This is a genomic window from Flavobacterium sp. RHBU_3 (assembly GCF_046613565.1).
Taxonomy (GTDB): domain Bacteria; phylum Bacteroidota; class Bacteroidia; order Flavobacteriales; family Flavobacteriaceae; genus Flavobacterium.
This window is the reverse complement of record NZ_JBKJHC010000013.1, coordinates 21,199-40,062: the sequence shown is the minus strand read 5'-3', so window position 1 is coordinate 40,062 and position 18,864 is coordinate 21,199. Positions and strand designations below refer to the sequence as shown.

The 18,864-nt window shown below is 44.0% G+C and carries 13 protein-coding genes; 7 read left to right on the top strand and 6 right to left on the bottom strand.

What is annotated here, in order from left to right; all coding sequences use genetic code 11:
* Nucleotides 1–15: 15 nt before the first annotated feature.
* Complete coding sequence (locus tag ACLI1A_RS16700) at nt 16–855, bottom strand: SDR family oxidoreductase (protein ID WP_411409825.1); 840 nt, start codon at nt 853–855, stop codon at nt 16–18.
* 95 nt (nt 856–950) lie between these two features.
* Nucleotides 951–1,847, bottom strand: a complete 897-nt coding sequence (locus ACLI1A_RS16695; protein WP_411409824.1) for a helix-turn-helix domain-containing protein — start codon at nt 1,845–1,847, stop codon at nt 951–953.
* Between the two features lie 408 nt (nt 1,848–2,255).
* Here ACLI1A_RS16695 and ACLI1A_RS16690 point away from each other — a divergent pair, with 408 nt between their 5' ends.
* Together ACLI1A_RS16690 and ACLI1A_RS16685 are read left to right on the top strand one after the other, a co-directional pair.
* Nucleotides 2,256–3,350: a sensor histidine kinase gene (locus tag ACLI1A_RS16690; RefSeq protein ID WP_411409823.1), complete on the top strand. Its 1,095-nt coding sequence runs from the start codon at nt 2,256–2,258 to the stop codon at nt 3,348–3,350.
* The gene (locus ACLI1A_RS16685) at nt 3,347–4,066 is read left to right on the top strand and encodes a LytR/AlgR family response regulator transcription factor (RefSeq protein WP_411409822.1); all 720 of its coding nucleotides are present in this window, start codon (nt 3,347–3,349) and stop codon (nt 4,064–4,066) included. The genes ACLI1A_RS16690 and ACLI1A_RS16685 overlap by 4 nt, the downstream gene beginning before the upstream one ends.
* A gap of 91 nt (nt 4,067–4,157) precedes the next feature.
* Here ACLI1A_RS16685 and rluF read toward each other — a convergent pair whose 3' ends face one another.
* Both rluF and ACLI1A_RS16675 read right to left on the bottom strand, forming a co-directional pair.
* Entirely contained in the window at nt 4,158–5,033 is an 876-nt protein-coding gene (gene rluF, locus ACLI1A_RS16680) for a 23S rRNA pseudouridine(2604) synthase RluF (protein WP_411409821.1), read from the bottom strand.
* 177 nt (nt 5,034–5,210) lie between these two features.
* Nucleotides 5,211–6,653, bottom strand: a complete 1,443-nt coding sequence (locus tag ACLI1A_RS16675; RefSeq protein WP_411409820.1) for a cellulase family glycosylhydrolase — start codon at nt 6,651–6,653, stop codon at nt 5,211–5,213.
* A gap of 569 nt (nt 6,654–7,222) precedes the next feature.
* Between ACLI1A_RS16675 and argS the strand changes: the two genes are divergently transcribed.
* From argS to ACLI1A_RS16650, 5 genes are all read left to right on the top strand, one after another.
* Nucleotides 7,223–9,007 (top strand): arginine--tRNA ligase, encoded by a 1,785-nt coding sequence (argS, locus tag ACLI1A_RS16670; RefSeq protein ID WP_411409819.1) that lies wholly within the window; start codon nt 7,223–7,225, stop codon nt 9,005–9,007.
* A 114-nt stretch (nt 9,008–9,121) separates the two neighbouring features.
* Nucleotides 9,122–10,720: a hypothetical protein gene (locus tag ACLI1A_RS16665; protein WP_411409887.1), complete on the top strand. Its 1,599-nt coding sequence runs from the start codon at nt 9,122–9,124 to the stop codon at nt 10,718–10,720.
* A complete protein-coding gene (locus tag ACLI1A_RS16660) occupies nt 10,710–12,146 on the top strand; it encodes a GDSL-type esterase/lipase family protein (protein ID WP_411409818.1) in 1,437 nt (478 codons plus the stop codon). Before ACLI1A_RS16665 ends, ACLI1A_RS16660 begins: the two co-directional genes overlap by 11 nt.
* Before the next feature lie 7 nt (nt 12,147–12,153).
* On the top strand, nt 12,154–13,839 hold the full coding sequence (locus ACLI1A_RS16655; RefSeq protein ID WP_411409817.1) for an MBOAT family O-acyltransferase: 1,686 nt from the start codon (nt 12,154–12,156) through the stop codon (nt 13,837–13,839).
* A gap of 119 nt (nt 13,840–13,958) precedes the next feature.
* Complete coding sequence (locus ACLI1A_RS16650; protein ID WP_411409816.1) at nt 13,959–15,323, top strand: peptide-N-glycosidase F-related protein; 1,365 nt, start codon at nt 13,959–13,961, stop codon at nt 15,321–15,323.
* Between the two features lie 63 nt (nt 15,324–15,386).
* Here the strand turns inward: ACLI1A_RS16650 and ACLI1A_RS16645 are convergent, their stop codons facing one another.
* Both ACLI1A_RS16645 and ACLI1A_RS16640 read right to left on the bottom strand, forming a co-directional pair.
* A complete protein-coding gene (locus ACLI1A_RS16645) occupies nt 15,387–17,921 on the bottom strand; it encodes a TonB-dependent receptor plug domain-containing protein (protein WP_411409815.1) in 2,535 nt (844 codons plus the stop codon).
* Entirely contained in the window at nt 17,918–18,823 is a 906-nt protein-coding gene (locus tag ACLI1A_RS16640; RefSeq protein ID WP_411409814.1) for a FecR family protein, read from the bottom strand. The genes ACLI1A_RS16645 and ACLI1A_RS16640 overlap by 4 nt, the downstream gene beginning before the upstream one ends.
* Nucleotides 18,824–18,864 lie beyond the last annotated feature (41 nt).

The following is an 18,864-nucleotide window of genomic DNA, read 5'->3' as shown; positions in this document are numbered from 1 at the left end:
ATGGGAAATTAAAAATTAATAATCGGTAGAAAAACTCGTGTGTTTATTAGCCTCAAGTTCTTTAGTAAGGGAATCAATTTTAGTAAGCGCCCTGTTGTAGGCATCAGTACCCAGAAACAGGTGTACCGGCGGATTTTCGTCAAAACCGGCAGCTATCATTACGGCAGCGGCTTTTTCCGGGTCGCCGGCCTGTGTGCCATCCATAGCACGGTAGCGGTTATGCGACGCGCGAATATCTTCATAGGCAGCTATCGGATTTTCGGGCAAAGCCAATGAATCATCGGTAAGGAAACTGGTACGGAACGCACCCGGAGCCACCAATACCGCCTTAATACCAAAAGCCTTTACATCATCAGCCAGCACTTCGGTAAGGCCGGTAACGGCAAACTTAGTGGCGGCATACGGTGCCCACCCTGTAGCAGCTGCAAACCCTGCTATAGACGATATATTAATAATATGTCCGTTCTGCTGCCTGCGCATGTGCGGCAGCGCATGGCGTATGGTATTTATGGTGCCAAATACATTTACATTAAAAGCAGCCCGTATTTCGGCATCGGTAAGCTCTTCAAAACTACCGCCTATACCGTAGCCGGCATTATTGATAAGCACATCAAGACTGCCAAAGGCTTTTTGTGCGGCATTAATAGCTTCCTTTACCGAGGCATCATCGGCAAGATCAGCATAAAGCGGTAAAAAATTGGCTATGTCTGTACCCGCGGCATCGATAAGCTGCGCCACATTTCGTGAAGTAGCCGCTACTTTCTGGCCTTTTTGAAGCAGTTGTTTTACAAGGCTAAGGCCAAGCCCTTTTGAAGCCCCGGTTATAAACCAGGTTTTTTCGGTTTTGCTCTGCATAACTCTTTGTTTTTATTTACAGGACAAAGGTACAGCAGCAGCAAGGGGCTGCGCTATCGCAAATCAAACCAAAAATTGCAAAAATCAAACAACTACTACACCACCCTGAAACGGCGTGGGGTTTCGCCTGTGTGTTTCTTAAAAAAGTTATTAAAATGGCTTGGTTCCTCAAAGCCAAGACTGTTACTTATTTCAGCCACATTCCAGTCGGTATGCTTTAATAAAGCACAGGCTTCATCAGCCAGGCGCTCATTTATAAGATTGGTTGTAGTTTTACCGGTTGTAGCCTTTACTGCGCGGTTAAGATGGTTTACATGCACCGAAAGCGCATTAGCATAATCTGCCGCCGAACGCATGTTCATTTTATGCATGGGGGTTTCTACCGGAAACTGGCGTTCCAGCAATTCCCTGAATACTGCCGTAATACGCGTGCTGGCATTCGGGTGCTCGTACACATTATTATTAGCGGCTTCTGTTTTTAGCGCCAGGTGTATCATTTCAGTTAAATAACTGTGCAGCAAGTCATATTTAAAAGGATAATCGCTATCTATTTCATCGAGCATCTTTTCAAACAAACCCGAGAAGGCTTCATCTTGAATGTCACTTAACACATAAGCAGGCTTACCTCCCGGCACAAACATAGGAAGTTCACTGAGCGGAATCCTGGATTTCTCTGTAAAAAAACCGGGCGTAAATATGCAAAAATAACCCGTGGGATTGGGTGCAAGGTATTCCCATGTGTAAGGCACCTGAGGGTTAAAGAAAATTAGCGAAGTGCCGTTTACCTCTATACTTTTATCGGCATAATGGTAACGGTTATGCCCCCTAAGCAGCGTAACCTTATAATAATCACGGCGGGCGTAATGAATGGGCTTGTCATGAGCGCATTCCTCCAGCCTGAAAACATTCATGTGGCCCGTGATTTTATTTACACCTTCGGGTACCGGCCTTTTTTTATCTGTATAAAACTGCTCTAAACTCTCTGTTTTCATACCACACCAATTAATTATTGCAATATTCAAACAAAGATATTCATTTATTTATAATGTTATACAACCGCACCTAATTTACGGCTGTACCATTCGGGCTGCTAAAAATACCGTTTAACATATTTTTTTAATTTGTATTACAGAAAAAACTACTTTTGAATTGAAATTAATAAACCAAAATCCCATTACCAATTTTTTCTACCATGATAACAGTAGTTGTACACGTAATTAAAGTAGCTATACATTTTGTAGTTTCTTTATTCTAAACAGACACCTTATACAAATAGGAGTCATCAATCAAAAAACCGGCGGTTGTGGGTTTCATCATCCCATAAGGCAACCTGTCGGGTACGAGTAAAATCTGAGTTAGTTAAAAGGCAGTGTAGTTACTGCCTTTATTTTTACCGGGCTATGACATTTTTATACAAAGTAAAATACCACATATATACGTTTGCAGGTTTTCTGCTATACATCCTTTGTACGCTTACTGCTGTTAAGGTATATATTAAGGTAAACATGGAAACCCAATACCTTGATAAAGTATACCAGGACGTTAGTTACTATATAGCCGAAGCCTTAGTATGCAGTTTCCTTGCCTATATGCTTTCCATCCCCCTGCTGTGGGTTGTGGAAAAAAATTCCGACTTCAGCAGATACCGCACCGCAATGGGTGGAAAAGTAGTGCTTACATTTATTGCAGTACAGGTAGCCTACACATATATGTTGTGGCCGGCACTATCTGAAGTGCACCGCCTTATCATGCACACAAAAATGGACATCCCTACTTACGTTAAGATACTGAATATGTCCTATTTCGCGGCTATGTTCCTTATATGGCTGTTTACCATCATTACCATAAAACTGGTACAACACCTTAAACAGGTAAGGATAAAACAGCTGCAACTGGAAAACAACCTGCGCGACTCTCAACTCAATACACTGAAAGGGCAGATAAACCCGCACTTTATGTTTAACAGCCTGAACAACATACGCGGACTGATACTGGAAGATACTACACGCGCCCGCGACAGCATAACGCGCCTTAGCGAAATGCTGCGCTATAGCCTTACCAAAAACGACACCAACACCATTCTACTAAAAGAGGAGCTGCAAACGGTAGACAATTACATAGAGATAAGCAAAATACAGTTTGAAGACCGCCTGCAGTTCAGTATGGACGTTGATACCAATGTACTAAACATAGCCATACCGCCCATGGTTATACAAATGCTGGTAGAAAATGCCGTAAAGCACGGTATAGGTAAGCTGAAGGAAGGCGGAATAGTAAAACTATGCGTTAAAAAAGGCACCGACAACATACTGCGTATAGGCGTACTGAATTCCGGAAGGCTAAACATGGCCGAAGGCGGCACCCGCCTGGGACTGGAAAACATAAAGAAACGACTTTTCCTTATCTTTGGAGATAAGGCAAGTTTTACCCTGGAAGAAAAAAACGGGCTTGTAGAAGCCTACATAGCCATTCCGCTAAACAAAACCGAAGAATGAGCACGATAAAGACCATAATTGTAGAAGATTCGCGCCTGGCCAGGAACGAACTGCACGAACTTATAAAGCTACACCCGGATATAGAAGTGGTGGCTGAGGCAGAAAATGCCGATCATGCTTATGATCTTATAAACAAACTGCAGCCCCAACTTATTTTCCTGGACATAAACATGCCGGGCAAAGATGGTTTTGAGCTCCTGGAAATGCTGCATGAGGTACCGCTGGTGGTATTTACTACGGCTTTTGATGAATACGCTATAAAATCATTTGAGTACAATGCGCTGGACTACCTGCTGAAACCCATAAACGAAAAACGTTTTGCCGATGCTGTAGAAAAGGTAAAAACAAAGATAAACCAAACACAAACCACGCAGGGCCCATTACTGGAAAACAACCAGATTTTTATAAAGGACGGAGAAAAATGCTGGCTGGTACGTATAGCCGATATACAACTGTGCGAAATTGTGGGCAACTACACCCGCGTGTACTTTAACGACAACAAGCCACTGATTTACAAATCACTGAACCAGATAGAAGAACGCCTGCCTCAGCATTTATTTTTCAGGGCAAACCGCCAGCAGGTTATTAACCTGCAATTTATAAAAAGCGTGGAAAATGCCCTTAGCGGAAAACTTATTGCTACCCTTACAAACGGTACCGAAGTAGAAATATCGCGCAGGCAATCAGTATTGTTTAAAGACATGCTGAGCCTTTAATGTGCTATTTTTTATTTTTTATTGATTATCGTTTAAGGGAACGCAGATAAAACGGATGCTTCGCAATAACGGATTTAATCCCTAAACAAAATTAACGTCCCTGCCTGTTACCACCCTTAAAACCACCATCTCTTTTGTCGCCGGGTTTACGGTTTGCACCAAACGGTTTTTTATTAGCACCCCTGTTGTTTCCCCCTTTGGGGGTTAGGGGGCTTTTGGGACTTTCGGGTTTTGGTAAGCTCGCCTCCTCGGTTTTACTTGATGGTTCTATAAGCCTGTTCAGTTCGTTTAATTCAGCTGTGGTCAGGTCGCGGTAACGCCCTACCGGTATATCCAGCGAAATATTTACGATACGGATACGTTTTAGTGCCGTAACCTCATAGCCCAGGTATTCGCACATACGGCGAATTTGGCGGTTTAGCCCCTGTGTAAGTATAATACGGAACACGTATTTACTCACCTGCTCTACAAGGCACTTGCGGGTTATGGTTTCCAGGATAGGCACACCATTACCCATACGCTGAATAAACCGATCGGTTATCGGTTTGTTTACCGTAACAATATATTCTTTTTCGTGGTTGTTTCGCGCACGGAGTATCTTATTTACAATATCACCATCATCGGTCATCAGTATCAGCCCTTCACTGGCTTTATCCAGCCTGCCTATCGGAAAGATGCGCTTCGGGTAGTTAATATACTCTACAATATTGTTTTTCACCTCCAGGTTAGTAGTACACTCTATACCCACAGGCTTATGGAATGCCAGGTACACGCTTTGTCCGCGCTTTTCCGAAATAAGCTTGCCGTCTACACGCACCTCGTCATCGGGACCTACTTTCGTACCCATTTCGGGCACAACGCCATTAAGGGTTACGCGTCCTTCCTCTATAAGCTTGTCGGCCTCGCGGCGTGAGCAATAGCCTGTTTCCGAAATAAATTTATTCAGCCTTTTCAGTTCCTGTTCCATGCGGCAAAGGTAGGCATTTTAAGGGAGATTTTTAATAAGCCTCTCCCAACCCTCTCCCAAGGAGAGGGAGCAGCTTCACTCAAACACTCCTCATTACAGGTTACCATGTGAAACCATCAAAAAAGCCATCTGCTTTCACAGATGGCTTAACCCAAAATTATATGAAATAGATAGAATTTACGGTAATATAGAAGCCAGTATTTCAGGATATACTACCTCGCCGGTATTCCGGTTAAATATTGCCATGGTATGGTTTCCTATAAAGCCGTTATCCCAATACACAGGTACCAGACCGTGTGTGCGTGCCGAGTTACTTACATAGTGCAGGTAGTACTTACGGAAGGTTTCACTGCCCTCTACGTCAGTGCGCACAATAGCACCAAATTCGCCCAAAATAACACCTACGCCCTGGTCGATGAAATTGGTTTTCATCTTCTGGAACTCAGCATCCACGTATGATTCATTCGCCCAGGTTTCGGTAGCTGCCGGGTCGGTTGCTATAGAACCCCATTGGGTAATGGTGCTGTTTTCGTTTAGTGTAAAGTTGTACGGATCGTAGTAGTGCACTTCCATCATCAGGCGGTTTGTAGCAATATCTACGTCTTCAGGTATCTGAGCAAAGTTTACGGTATGGTCTATATTGGTATTAAAGCCCTGTACCACAAGGTAGCGGTAAGCATTGCGCCCACCGGTAGAGCGTACTGCATTAACAAACGTTTGGTTAAAGCTGTTTTGTGTAGTATAGTACTCTGCTGTAGGCGTATTATAGTTACCCTCTACCATTACTTCATTGCTTCCGGCAAACAGCAGGTGGTAATCATAATCACGAAAATGCGTGGCTATCTGCTTCCACATTTTGCCCAGGCGGTCGTTTACATAATCTTTTTGCGCTGCGGTAGGCTGCATCCAGCCGCCATCCCAGTGCTCATTCATAATTACATACATGTTGTTGTCTAATGCGTAGTTTACCACTTCCTCTACGCGGCTCATCCATGTAGCGCTTATGGTATAATCTGCCGAGTTAGAAAACACACTCCACGACACCGGTATGCGTATGGTATTAAAGCCGGCAGCCTTAACAGCGTCTATAAACGCATGCGTGGTAGCAGGGTTACCCCAGGCTGTTTCTCCGCCTATAGCTTCAAGGCTGTTACCCAGGTTCCAGCCGGTACCCATTTGGGCAGTAAGCTCTACACTGGTCCAGGTTCCCATATTGCTGGCATCGGGAGTTACATCATACACTATACCAGTAGGCACATAGGCATCCTGTGTAATAACCAACTGGCGGGTTTCGGTATCCGAAGTAACAACAACAGTAGCCGAACGGGCTTCGGTCGACTCGTTTGCCGCCACGGTAAAGTTAAGGTGCGCCATACCTGTACCACTAACAGCTTCAATGGTTACCCAGCCTGCAGGGTTGTTTATCGTCCACTGGCGCGCCGGGTCGATACTGATGTTCAGAATGTTGTTTCCGCCTGCTGCAGTAAACTGTAGTGTTTCGGGTGTTACCGCAAAGGTTATTCCACTGTCGGTGCTCTTGTTGTCGTCAGACGAGCATCCGGGTATTACTGATAATACAATCAGCAATACAAACATTTTTAAGAAATGAATTGTTTTCATTATCGCGAAAGAGAGTTTGGTTACAAGTTTGGGTTTGGGTTTATGCTTTTCGCAAACGCTCCACTATAACGTTTTATATAATGGTTAATATGACCACAAGTATACAGTGTATTTTTGGTTTTGACAAAATATTTAGCTTAAAATTTCTTTTTTAAGAATCCCACATGATTAAAACCATCATATATACAGAATTTAACGCTAAGACACACCCCTAACCCCTCTCAAGAGCCATCGTGTGGACACAAATCGCTTTGTGAACTTTTTTGCTTTCCAAAGGAAAGCCTTCGTGTTCGTATTAAGCATAATTTAGGTCTTTTGTGCTCTTCGTGAAAAACTTTGCGCCCCTTGTGGTAGAAAATTCCTCGCAAAGCCGCCAAGTCGCAAAGATGTGTCCACACGATAGTCTCAAGAGGGGAACAGCTTCACTCAAACTTAAAAAGCAGGCAACTACAGACAGAACCAGTAATTAAATCAGAGTAAGCAACCATGAACAATAAACCATGAACTACAAACAACTAACCATAAACGAAAAAATACTATCTTTGCACGCTTAAAAAAAATTACAACCCATGGCATTACCAGAAATCATAACGCAACACGTACAAAATGCGGTGCAGGCCCTGTATGGCATCAACCTTGAAAAAGTTGAATTACAGGCTACAAGAAAAGATTTTGAAGGCGATATCACCGTGGTTATTTTCCCGCTGCTTAAGCTTGTTAAGGGCAACCCTGCCGAGCTGGGCAACAAAATAGGGCAATACCTGGTAGACAACGCCGGTATTGTAAGCAGGTTTAATGTAGTGGCGGGTTTCCTGAATATAGTAATAGCCGACAGCTACTACATCAACTTCTTTAACGACATTAAAGGCGATGAAAAGTTCGGATTTACCACCCCAGCCGAAGACGGCAAGGCGGTAATGGTAGAGTATGCTTCGCCAAACACCAATAAACCCCTTCACCTGGGCCACGTGCGTAATGTACTTTTAGGCTATTCGGTAGCGCAGATACTACAGGCATCGGGTACTAAGGTACACAAGACACAGGTAGTAAACGACCGTGGTATACACATTTGTAAAAGTATGCTGGCGTGGGAAAAGTTCGGAAACGGCGAAACCCCTGAAACAAGCGGCCTTAAAGGCGATAAGCTGGTGGGTAAGTACTATGTGGAATTTGACAAAGCATACAAAAACGAAATCAATGCCCTTGTAGCCGATGGTACTACCGAAGACGAAGCCAAAAAGAACGCTCCTATAATCCTTGAAGCCCAGCAAATGCTTCTGGATTGGGAAGCCGGTAAGCCCGAAGTTATTGCCCTTTGGGAGAAAATGAACGGCTGGGTATACGAAGGTTTTGATGCTACCTTTGAAGCCATTGGCGTAGACTTCGATAAGAATTATTACGAGAGTAACACCTATCTTTTAGGTAAAGACATAGTAGATGCAGGCCTTGAAAAAGGTGTGTTCTACAAAAAAGAGGACGGTTCGGTATGGATAGACCTTACCCCGGATGGCCTTGACGAAAAACTGGTACTGCGTAAAGACGGTACTTCGGTATACATAACACAAGACCTGGGCACTGCTGTGCAGCGTGTAAAAGACTTCCCCGATGTGGGCGGTATGGTGTACACGGTGGGTAACGAGCAGGACTACCACTTTAAGGTGCTGTTCCTTATCCTGAAAAAACTGGGTTACGACTGGGCAGAGCACCTGTATCACCTGTCTTACGGTATGGTAGACCTTCCTTCGGGCAAGATGAAAAGCCGTGAGGGTACCGTGGTAGACGCCGATGACCTGATAAGCGAAATGGCAGAAACTGCTCAGAACATTGCAGAAGAACTGGGCAAGCTCGATGGTTATTCTGATGAGGACAAGGCGCGTTTATACAAAATCATAGGCCTTGGTGCACTAAAATACTACATACTAAAAGTAGACCCTAAAAAACGCATACTGTTTGACCCTAAGGAGTCGGTAGACTTTGCAGGTAACACAGGGCCGTTTATACAATATACCTACGCACGTATACAAAGCCTATTGCGCCGCGCCGAATTTGACTTTAGTGCTACCCTTACACCGGAGCAAATTAACCTGCACGAAAAGGAAAAAGAACTACTGAAACAAGTAGCACAATTCCCGGCGGTAATACAAAGCGCTGCCACTACTCACAGCCCTGCGCTTGTGGCTAACTATACGTATGACCTGGTTAAGGAGTACAACTCATTCTACCAAAGCATACCAGTACTGGGAGCTGAGGCAGAAAACGAAAAGATATTCCGTGTGCAGCTGAGCAAAAAAGTAGGCGAAACCATTAAGTTGGCTTTCGGCCTGCTGGGCATCAACGTGCCTGAGCGCATGTAATTTTTTGGAACCTCTATATAAAACAGGACTATTGTAGTGGAACCGACAGATAACAAAAAGAACGACGGAAACTTTTTCAGGGCCTACATTGTTGTAGCCGTGGCTGCTTTGGCTATGCTGGGCTTTAAGGAGGTTTTACCCGAAAAAATATTTACCGAAACCACCACAAACATAAAAAATGTGGCGGTAGACAGCCTTATGCTGGAGGCAGCAAGCGCCTCTGATGACAGCGTGCCCGAAAAAGACACGCTTACCCATACTAAAATTACCTTTGAAGAAACCTACGGCGTAAAATTCCCCGCTGAGGACTTTGACGACTATAAGGGTTTCCAGCACCTGATACAGTTTTATGAAAAGCTTATGCAGCTGGAAAAAACCGGAGAGGGTAATGTGCGCATTGCTTACTTTGGCGACTCCATGACCGATGGCGATATGATTGTAAAAGACCTGCGCACCAGCATGCAAAACCGTTTTGGCGGCGAGGGCGTGGGCTTTGTAAGCATCGCATCGGAGTCGGCACAATCGCGCAGCACCGTTACGCACCAGTTTTCTACCAACTGGAAAACACAGAGCTACCTTAACGTAAAACACCCTACAAGGCCGTTTGGCGTTAACGGGCGCGTGTTCTTTGTAAAGCACGATACCGTAAACACCACCTGGGTGCGCTATGCAGGCACCAAGCTGAACCACCTTACATCGTTAAACAACCCTACCCTGTTCTACGGGCGTAGCGGTAACCGCGATGCTTCGCTTCGTGTGGTGGTGGGCAAAGATACATTGGTAAAGAAACTAAACCCTTCGTCGTTACTGAACACTCTGAAGCTGTCGGACAACTACAAAGGCTTTAAGGCCGACTTCATTAAGGCCGACAGCATACCGTTTTACGGCTTTAACTTTGATAATGGGCGTGGTGTGCATATAGATAACTTCAGTACACGCGGAAACTCGGGCTTACCAAACAGCACGTTTAACGCTTCGCTGATGAAAGCGTTTAACGACAAGCTGGGGTACGACCTTATTGTACTACAATACGGCACAAACATACTGAACAACGGTTCGCTAAAATACAACTGGTACGAGCGTAGCATGACACACGTTGTAGAACACCTGCGCGAATGTTTTCCGGGGACAACGATACTGATTATTTCCACTGCGGATAAATCGACCAAGTACGGCACCGAAATGAAAACCGATTCGGCTGTAGTACCGGTAGCCATGGCGCAAAAACGCTATGCTGTAAAAACTAATTCGGCATTCATAAACCTGTACACCCTTATGGGCGGCGATGGTAGTATGGTGCGCTGGGTAGAAGACGAACCGGCGCGCGCTAATAAAGACTATACCCACTTTAACTTCAGGGGAAGCAAGCAGATAGCCGACCTTATTTACGGCCAGCTAAACAGTGGTTACGAAAAATACAAGGCGCTGCGTGGCGGTAAGCCATTGCCAAAAGAAGTTATAGATACAGCGGCACCGGTAGCCAAGCCCGTACCACAGGCACCGGCTGCAAAACCGGCAGACAGCTTTAAGACCGTGGTTAAAAAAACAACCCCGGCTACGGTAACGCCTAAGGTAACCACACCTGCAAAAGGCACTACCCCTGCCCTGCCTAAAGACAGCGCAAAAAAGCCTGCAACGCAGCCTAAAGAAACCAAAGTAAAACCGGTAGTACCTGTAGTTCCACCAGTAAAAGACACCACTAATGCACAGTAAGCTTACAATCCTGATAGCACTGCTGTTGGCTTTTACAAAAGTAGCAGCACAGACACCTCCGGCTGTTACCGAAACAGCTACCGTAGTAACCGACTCTCTAGCCGATATAGACACTACCGATGTTCCGGGTAATAATGTGATTACCAATTCGCACGTAATGCGCCAGCTGTTTGAGAAATTGTACAAGCTTGAACAAACCGGCACCGGAAAAATAAACATAGTACACATAGGCGACAGCCACATACAGGCCGACCTGATGACCAATGCCATACGGAAAAGGCTTCAAAAACGCTTTGGTAACGGTGGTGGTGGGTTTACCTTTCCGCACCAGCTGGCACGCACTAACGGCAGCTACAACACCCGTTTTAAAAGCAATGCATCATGGGCAAGCCGCCGCAACATACTGCCTGTAGACCCTGCTTTTGCAGTAGGGCTTAGTGGTATAGCGCTTGAAACACGAGAGAATTTTGTAGTAGAACTGAATGTTAGGGACTCATCGTATGACTTTAATACCATACGTATTGTTACCCCTAACAACCAGGAAGACTTTGACCTGGCTACCAGCAGCCGCACCATAGTACTGGAAAGCACCGAACCTAAAAAAATAACCCACCGTATAAAAAACGGAGAGGTACTGGGTAGCATAGCCAACAAATACAATGTAAGTGTAGCCGATATAAAACGTGCTAACAGCATGAAGACCGACCGTATACGCGCCGGAAAAACCCTAAAAATACCTACCGACGAAAAGGTAAAACGCGATGTGAAGCGCAGTGAGTTTATTCCGTTAACGCTGCAAAACGATACGCTTACCCACTACTATTACAGCAAACAGGCGCTTGATAAAATATACCTACTGCCCCACCCGGGACAAAATGAGTACAACCTGAGCGGACTGGTGCTGGAAAACGACACACCCGGACTACTGTATCACAGCATAGGGGTAAACGGTGCCAAAGCCAGCGATTACAACAAGTACCCGCTGTTTTTTCAGCAATTGCCTGCACTAAAACCTGATTTGGTTGTGGTATCACTTGGCACAAATGAATCGTTTGATAAAATGACGGAGGCCGATTATATGGCGCAACTGAATACATTTATAAACAACGTAAAGGCTAATTGCCCCAATACCGCTATACTGATTATGACGCCGCCACCATCGTTGTTCCGCCGCAAGTATCCTAATACGTTTGCCGCATCGTATGCAGGCAGTATTATAGCCGCTGAAGAAGCGAAGCAGTATGCCACATGGGATTTGTTTACAGAATTTGGTGGATTGTACGGAGTGCCAAAGAACGCCAAACGCGGACTGATTAATACAGACAGGGTACACTACACCAAGCAGGGATATGAAAAGCAGGGACGCCTTTTTAGCGAAGCTTTTATAAACGCGTACGACTATTTTAAATCAAACAGGGACAAGTAAGATAACAATGCAGCTGAACGATTATTTATCGCAAATAAACATTGAAGTCCTGAAGGACTGGTTTTTATACAACCCTAAGAAGCAAATGCTTTTTAGCACCGATAGGTTTTTGGTGCTATTTCTTATATTTTATTTTTTCTACGGGCTGCTGCGCAATACTTTCCGCCCAAGGCTGGCCTTTACTGCAGCGTTTTCTATTTTCTTTTACTACCTGTGCAGCGAAAAGTATTTTGTACTGCTCATTTTCAGCACTATTGTAGACTATACACTGAGCTATTTACTTTTCAGGGAAATGCGCACTATTCCCCGCAAACTCTACTTATGGTTTAGCGTGGCGGTAAACCTTGTATTTCTTGGGTACTTTAAGTACGCAACATTTATAGCCGAAAGCGGCAAAGAACTTTTCGGGTGGGAATATACCGTACACAAAGTGTTGCTACCGGTAGGTATATCATTTTTTACCTTCCAGTCTATAAGTTACATTATTGAGGTGTACCGTAAGGAAATTATCCCCGCAAAGAACTACCTGGATTACCTGTTCTTCGTTTCGTTCTTCCCACAGCTTGTGGCAGGGCCTATAGTACGTGCCAAAGACTTTTTGCCCCAGATATACAGCAAACTGGTACTTACTAAAGACGATGTTACCCAGGCATTCTTCCTGATAATAGGCGGGCTTATAAAAAAAACCATAATATCAGACTACATATCCATAAACTTTGTAGACCGCGTTTTTGACGCGCCTGATTTGTACACTCCCTTTGAGAACCTTATGGCAGCCTACGGCTACACTATACAAATCTATTGCGACTTTTCAGGCTATAGTGATATGGCTATAGGTATAGCGCTGCTATTGGGCTTTAAGCTACCCACTAACTTCCGTACGCCATATAAATCGGCCAGCATTACCGAGTTTTGGCGCAGGTGGCACATCTCATTATCTACCTGGCTGAAGGATTTTCTATACATATCTGTAGGCGGTAACCGCAACGGCACTTTTGCAGGTTTCCTTTTCCCTGCCCTTTTCTTTTTTGGCGTTATTGTATGGGGCATTAACTATGCAAGTGTAAGCAACATACCGCTTATTATTGGTATAAGCTCGCTGGTGGTGTTTACCCTTACGTTTGTTTTGGCAAAGGAAAAAGAAAAAACCATGTTTACTAATGTAAACCTGCTAACCACTATGCTACTGGGCGGATTGTGGCATGGTGCCGGTGCAAAGTTTATTGTATGGGGAGCACTGCACGGTATAGCACTGGCAGTACACAAAATTTGGATGGAATTTTTCCCTTCAAAAAAAGACGCTAAAAAAACAGCGCTTTCTGTAGTATGGAAATTTATTGCGGTGCTAATTACGTTCCATTTTGTTGCTTTCTGTTGGATTTTCTTCCGTGCGAAGGACAAAGTAAACCATGAAGATTTTAAAATTGCACTTCAGGTTATCAACAATATTGGTAATATTACCTTTGAGCCTGAGCATTGGAAAACCATAATCATGGGGTACAAAAACGTATTTATGCTTATGGCCTTTGGGTATGCATGGCATCTTATGCCCGAGGGAATTTCATCGGCCATGAAACGTTCGTTTGGCAAAATGCCTCTTGTAATTAAAGCCATTGTATTAGGCTTTGTTTTCTGGCTGGTATATGCTGCAAGTTCTGCAGGACCTCAACCATTTATATATTTCCAGTTTTAAATGTAACATTCTGATAAGAATTAGTGTTTTTAGCTAAAAAAGTACTTTTTGAGTAGGTATAAGCGTGTTTTTCTTAAATATTTTTTGGTATTTTTGGCGCTTAACTTATTTACTCTGCGATGAAAAAAACACTACTACTTGTTGGTTTACTTACTTCGGCTTTCGGCTTTAAGGCATCGGCTCAGGCTACAGACCCTTATACACTACAGGTTTATGATGACGCTGTTTACTACAGCATGTATGAAGGTACTGTAGACGAACCACTACCGGAAGGTGCCCAGCGTAACAACAACACATCTTACGGAAAAAAAATTACCGAAGAACAAATAGCCCTTATGGGGAATGTGCTTACCCTTACGGTAAATGCATCGGCTTTATGTGATGACTATGACCGTATAGGTAACGTAAACCTTGCTTTTGTACCAAAAGGTGCTACTTCTTACAGCTACAATGATGTAGACAGGATAGAAATAGCGAGGTTTATTACTCCGTTTATGAACAACCTTACACAGACTCCAACATCGGTTCCGTATGTATTCGAAATCAACAACGTTGCTGCAATACTACACGACCCGGTACTTTCGGCTCAATACGATTTTTGGATGGAGCTTGAAATTTACGGTTACCAGGGTTCTTCTACACAAGGTGGTGCCGCTTACGATTTCCCTACAATCTGTGCAAACAGGAACGATGTTTACAAAGGATCGTTAATACTTGATTCTGAATACGATGAAACCCTGCCTACAGGCGATCTTGTATTTGAGAAACTAAGCTTTAAATACGAAATGAAGGACTATACCCTTGCCGGTACAGATGTTCTTGACGAAACAGTTAAAACCATCAACTTCGACCTTGCTAACGCAGTTACTAACGGTTATTTTTATGTAGTAATGTCTAACCACGGTTCTAATGCCGGTGGTGAAGAATATAAAAACAGGTGGCACTATGTATACCTTGACGAAACTCAGGTATTTAGCTTTAAGCCTGGTAAAAACTGTGAACAATACAGGCAGTACAACACTATGGGTAATGGCGTTTACGGATCTAGTGTACAAGGTAACAGCTACTGGTTAACACGTTCATGGTGTCCGGGTGGTAAAATAGATACGCGCGAAATAGAACTTGGCAACCTTGCTGCAGGTACTCACAGCTACAAAATGGATGTACCATCTGCTACATTTGCAAGCGACCAGGGTTACTTCCCTATGTCTGTATATTTCCAGGGATATGCTGCTACAGCAGGTGTAGACACTGTAACTAAGAGTACATTTACCGTATTCCCTAACCCTGCTACCGATGTAGTAAACCTAAAATCAAACGGTGAGCCGGTAAAATCTTTTGAGGTGGTAAACACTTTAGGACAAACCGTACTTACAGGTAACGGCGAAACCATAAACATGAGCCAGCTACAAGCAGGTATGTACATGGTTAAAGCACAGTTTTCAAACGGCCAGGTAGCTACTCAAAAAGTTATCAGGAAATAATTTTGTTTTAGTTTATCAATATTTTGATAGATCCGCCTGCTATGCAGGCGGATTTTTTTTTTACTAAAAACTAAACCTCAGTACTGCATTTGGTGTACGGCGCAGCGCATATGTATTTACAGTTTCTATAGACTGGTTAATATCGCTTACCTGGTAGTAGCGGTTAAGTACATTTTTACGATTAAGCAGATTGATTACCGAAAACCCTGCGTAAAGTTGGTTTTTATTACCCAACCTTAAAGTATAGCCTGCCGACAGGTTTACCTGAAAGTACGTTCTCATACGGCGTCCGTTAGGATAGTCATATAATATAGAATAAGTTCCGTTATCTTCAAGTGGGGTATTAATAAGCGGTGCAGTATAAGGGCGCCCGCTAAGCAGCTTCGACCCTAAGGATACTTTGAGGTTTTTATGTTCGTAAGTAATGGCATTGTTTACAGCATGGGGCTGATCAAAGTTACTCCTGAAACTTTGAGGATTAAATGTTGCAAAATGGTACATATTATGATTATAGGCATAACTAAGCCATACGTAAAAATGCTTAAACTGTTTTTGTATAAGCACTTCTGTACCAAACACATTATAACTCCCCGAAGCACTAAGCCCCTCAAACTGATCCTGAAATCCCTGCGCACTGGCAGTAATACCCTTTACTTCCTTGTAAAAATTATCTATGGTTACAAGCCAGTCATTGTGCTTCCACCCGGCCCCCAGTGCCACCTGGCTGCTTTTTTGTATGGGTATATCGGCATTATTAGCCAATACCCAGCGGCGTTTTTCTATCCCCAAAAAATCATCCTGAAGCCCCACTATCTGGGTAGCAGTCTGGCTTTTTCGTTCTGCCTGCAATTGTATTTTTAGCGCCGGCGATACCTTGTAAGAAACACTAAGCCTTGGCTCGGCAATCAGCACTCCGAATTTTTCAAAATAGTTAAACCGTAAACCACCCTGCGCACGCCAGCGGCTGTAAAAAGGTGTATAGTCGGCCTGCGCCGCAAACGCATGGGTACGCAGCACTTCTTTTACCTCCAGGCTGTACTGCGGATAATTTATAAGGTCGCGATTTTTTATACCCGTTTCATTATACTGGTAACCTGTTTTTATACTAAGGCTGTCACTTACCTTGCAGGTGTACCAAAGATGGGCCCCATTGTCGTTTACAATGTTTTGCTGTAGCGTGGTCCGCCCAAAATCGAGTTCAGAATTTACTGCGTCTACATTGTAATATGAGCTGTAAATACCCACCTCTGTACTATGACGGGTATTCCATTGTGATTTAAAGGTAGCAGCCCCACCCAGTGTGGTTTGTTCCAGGTTACTACTTTTTATAACCAGCCCATATGGCATAAAGGTGCTTTGGGTAAAATCGAGTTTATTCCTTATACCTGTGCCGTCTACATACAGGTGGTGTTTTTTATTGAAGATTTGGTGGTATTGTATTGTGGCATCATAAAAATAAAACTCCTTGTCGCTTTGATAAAAAACATACTCACTATTGCGGCTTCTTACCTCGGTATCCTGAAAAATACGGTTGGAATAACTGGTGTAGGTAGGAAAATCGAGCACATCTGTAAACGACCTCCTTGCAGCAACCTCCACATTAGAAGTAGCCGATGTTTTTATCCGTGCAGCGCCGTCTACCCCTATCATATTAACCCCAATGTTGCCTCGGGTTTCACCTATTTCCTCAGAATGAGATGTAATGTTTACAGTGCTTGATACACTTTCTCCGTATAATGCCGAAGTGCCGTTTTTAGAAATCTCAATACTGTTTGCCAGGTTAGGATTAAGCGCCGATATAAGCCCGAAAAAATGCCCGGTCTGGAACAGGCGTATGCCGTTCCAGGTAAACAGGTTTTCGTCGTGGCTGCCACCGCGTACGTTTATGTTACTTACGGTTTCGTCTATGCTGTTTATACCCGGAAGCTGCTTCATGGTTTGCAGCACATCGGCCTCGGTAAGGCCCGGTAGTATGCCAAATTTTGCCGGCTTAATAACGTAGGCACCATTTGGGTTCAGGGTAATACCCGTAGCCAGGTAGCGCTCTGCCACTACCTCATCCAGTTCATGAACATCGGGCTCCAGTTTTATTTCGGCACAGTCGCCATGAGTTTCAGGGACGGTAAACCTAAGAGGCTTGTACCCCGCCTGTTCTACCATAAGCTCGGTTACATCTGCCGGGAATTCAAAATAGCCATCAACCCCTGCGAGTATACGGGTTTGCGCATACTGAATTACCGAATTACCCAATATAAGTCCGGTTTCATCAGTTACAAAGGCGCAACGGGTTTGGCTTTTAGGAGTGTTTTGCGGAGGCTGGTATACGGTAATGTATACTCCGTTTTGTTTAAACTTAAGCAGGGTGCGGTTACTTATGTAGGTAAGTTTGGCGCGCAACGGAAGCCTGTCTTGGGGCGGGAAAATAGAATGGCCCGCCACATCGTTTTCGGCAAAATTAAACTTAATGTTATGCTGCTGTGCAATACCCGAGAGTATCTTTTTTAGTTCAATACTTTTCTGTTCGGACGACTGCCCGTAAGCGGCACCGAAAAAAAAAAGTATTAACGTTAAAAGCAGATACCGGGTATCACGCGTCATTCAGCCGATAGTATAATTTCTTTGCCCTGTTTTTTGTATTTTAAGCCATACGGTAAAGAAAACATATCCAGGGTTGCTTCCAGGTTCTTTACCGGCAGGGTACCGCTGTAGCCGCCTTTATCTTTTAGTTTACCCTGTACGCTAATTTTTACATTAAACTGGCGTTCCAGCTCAGCAAGTACATTTTCGGGTGTTTCTATGCTAAAGTCTACTTCATGGCGGTTTACCCATCCTGGCTCTTCTTTCTTAACGTCAGGAACGTGCAGGTTATTGCCGTCTTCATACGCGACAGCCTTACCGGGAGTAAGCAGTACGGTTTCGTTTTTTGTAGTAACCCTAACTTTACCTTCGTAGCAGGTAACATCAAGGCGTTTGCCACGTACTTTTACATCAAAGCGTGTACCCACTACCGTTACGGTTCCCTGAGGCGTAACCACGTCAAAGGTTTTACCCTTGGCCGCTTTAAAATAAGCCTCGCCGTTAAGTTCCAGCCTGCGGTTATTATCCCAGTTAAAGGTTTTATATTCTGCTTCCGAATCAGCATTAAGCGATATTTCAGAATCATCGGGCAGTAAAAAAGTATTTGTAGCACCGGCTACTGCAGCCTGCGTAGTAACACGTGCAGCATACATATAAACCGAAATACCCACAGCAATAAGCAGCACGGCAGCCACACGGCCAAACCAAGCGTTAAGCCTGCGCACCTTAGGCTGGTTTTGCTGTAGTTTATGTTGTTGTATACGGGCATACATAGCCTCCATATCGGCTTGTGGAGCTTCCAGCTCTGCCGAGTATTGTTTTATTTTACTGTAAGTGGCATATTCCGGCAACGACTCAAACTCCTTCAGCTCCTGCGCATCCATTTCGTCATTTAGCCACTTTGCTAACTTTACATCTTCCATTGTTTCTGCGTCTTTTGTTTATCTATAACAGCAATGTGCTA

What these genes read in the sequence shown, in the direction of transcription:
- ACLI1A_RS16700 (WP_411409825.1), bottom strand. Translation starts at nt 855, where the DNA reads ATGCAGAGCAAAACCGAAAAAACCTGGTTTATAACCGGGGCTTCAAAA.
- ACLI1A_RS16695 (WP_411409824.1), bottom strand. Translation starts at nt 1,847, where the DNA reads ATGAAAACAGAGAGTTTAGAGCAGTTTTATACAGATAAAAAAAGGCCG.
- ACLI1A_RS16690 (WP_411409823.1), top strand. Translation starts at nt 2,256, where the DNA reads ATGACATTTTTATACAAAGTAAAATACCACATATATACGTTTGCAGGT.
- ACLI1A_RS16685 (WP_411409822.1), top strand. Translation starts at nt 3,347, where the DNA reads ATGAGCACGATAAAGACCATAATTGTAGAAGATTCGCGCCTGGCCAGG.
- rluF (WP_411409821.1), bottom strand. Translation starts at nt 5,033, where the DNA reads ATGGAACAGGAACTGAAAAGGCTGAATAAATTTATTTCGGAAACAGGC.
- ACLI1A_RS16675 (WP_411409820.1), bottom strand. Translation starts at nt 6,653, where the DNA reads ATGAAAACAATTCATTTCTTAAAAATGTTTGTATTGCTGATTGTATTA.
- argS (WP_411409819.1), top strand. Translation starts at nt 7,223, where the DNA reads ATGGCATTACCAGAAATCATAACGCAACACGTACAAAATGCGGTGCAG.
- ACLI1A_RS16665 (WP_411409887.1), top strand. Translation starts at nt 9,122, where the DNA reads ATGCTGGGCTTTAAGGAGGTTTTACCCGAAAAAATATTTACCGAAACC.
- ACLI1A_RS16660 (WP_411409818.1), top strand. Translation starts at nt 10,710, where the DNA reads ATGCACAGTAAGCTTACAATCCTGATAGCACTGCTGTTGGCTTTTACA.
- ACLI1A_RS16655 (WP_411409817.1), top strand. Translation starts at nt 12,154, where the DNA reads ATGCAGCTGAACGATTATTTATCGCAAATAAACATTGAAGTCCTGAAG.
- ACLI1A_RS16650 (WP_411409816.1), top strand. Translation starts at nt 13,959, where the DNA reads ATGAAAAAAACACTACTACTTGTTGGTTTACTTACTTCGGCTTTCGGC.
- ACLI1A_RS16645 (WP_411409815.1), bottom strand. Translation starts at nt 17,921, where the DNA reads ATGACGCGTGATACCCGGTATCTGCTTTTAACGTTAATACTTTTTTTT.
- ACLI1A_RS16640 (WP_411409814.1), bottom strand. Translation starts at nt 18,823, where the DNA reads ATGGAAGATGTAAAGTTAGCAAAGTGGCTAAATGACGAAATGGATGCG.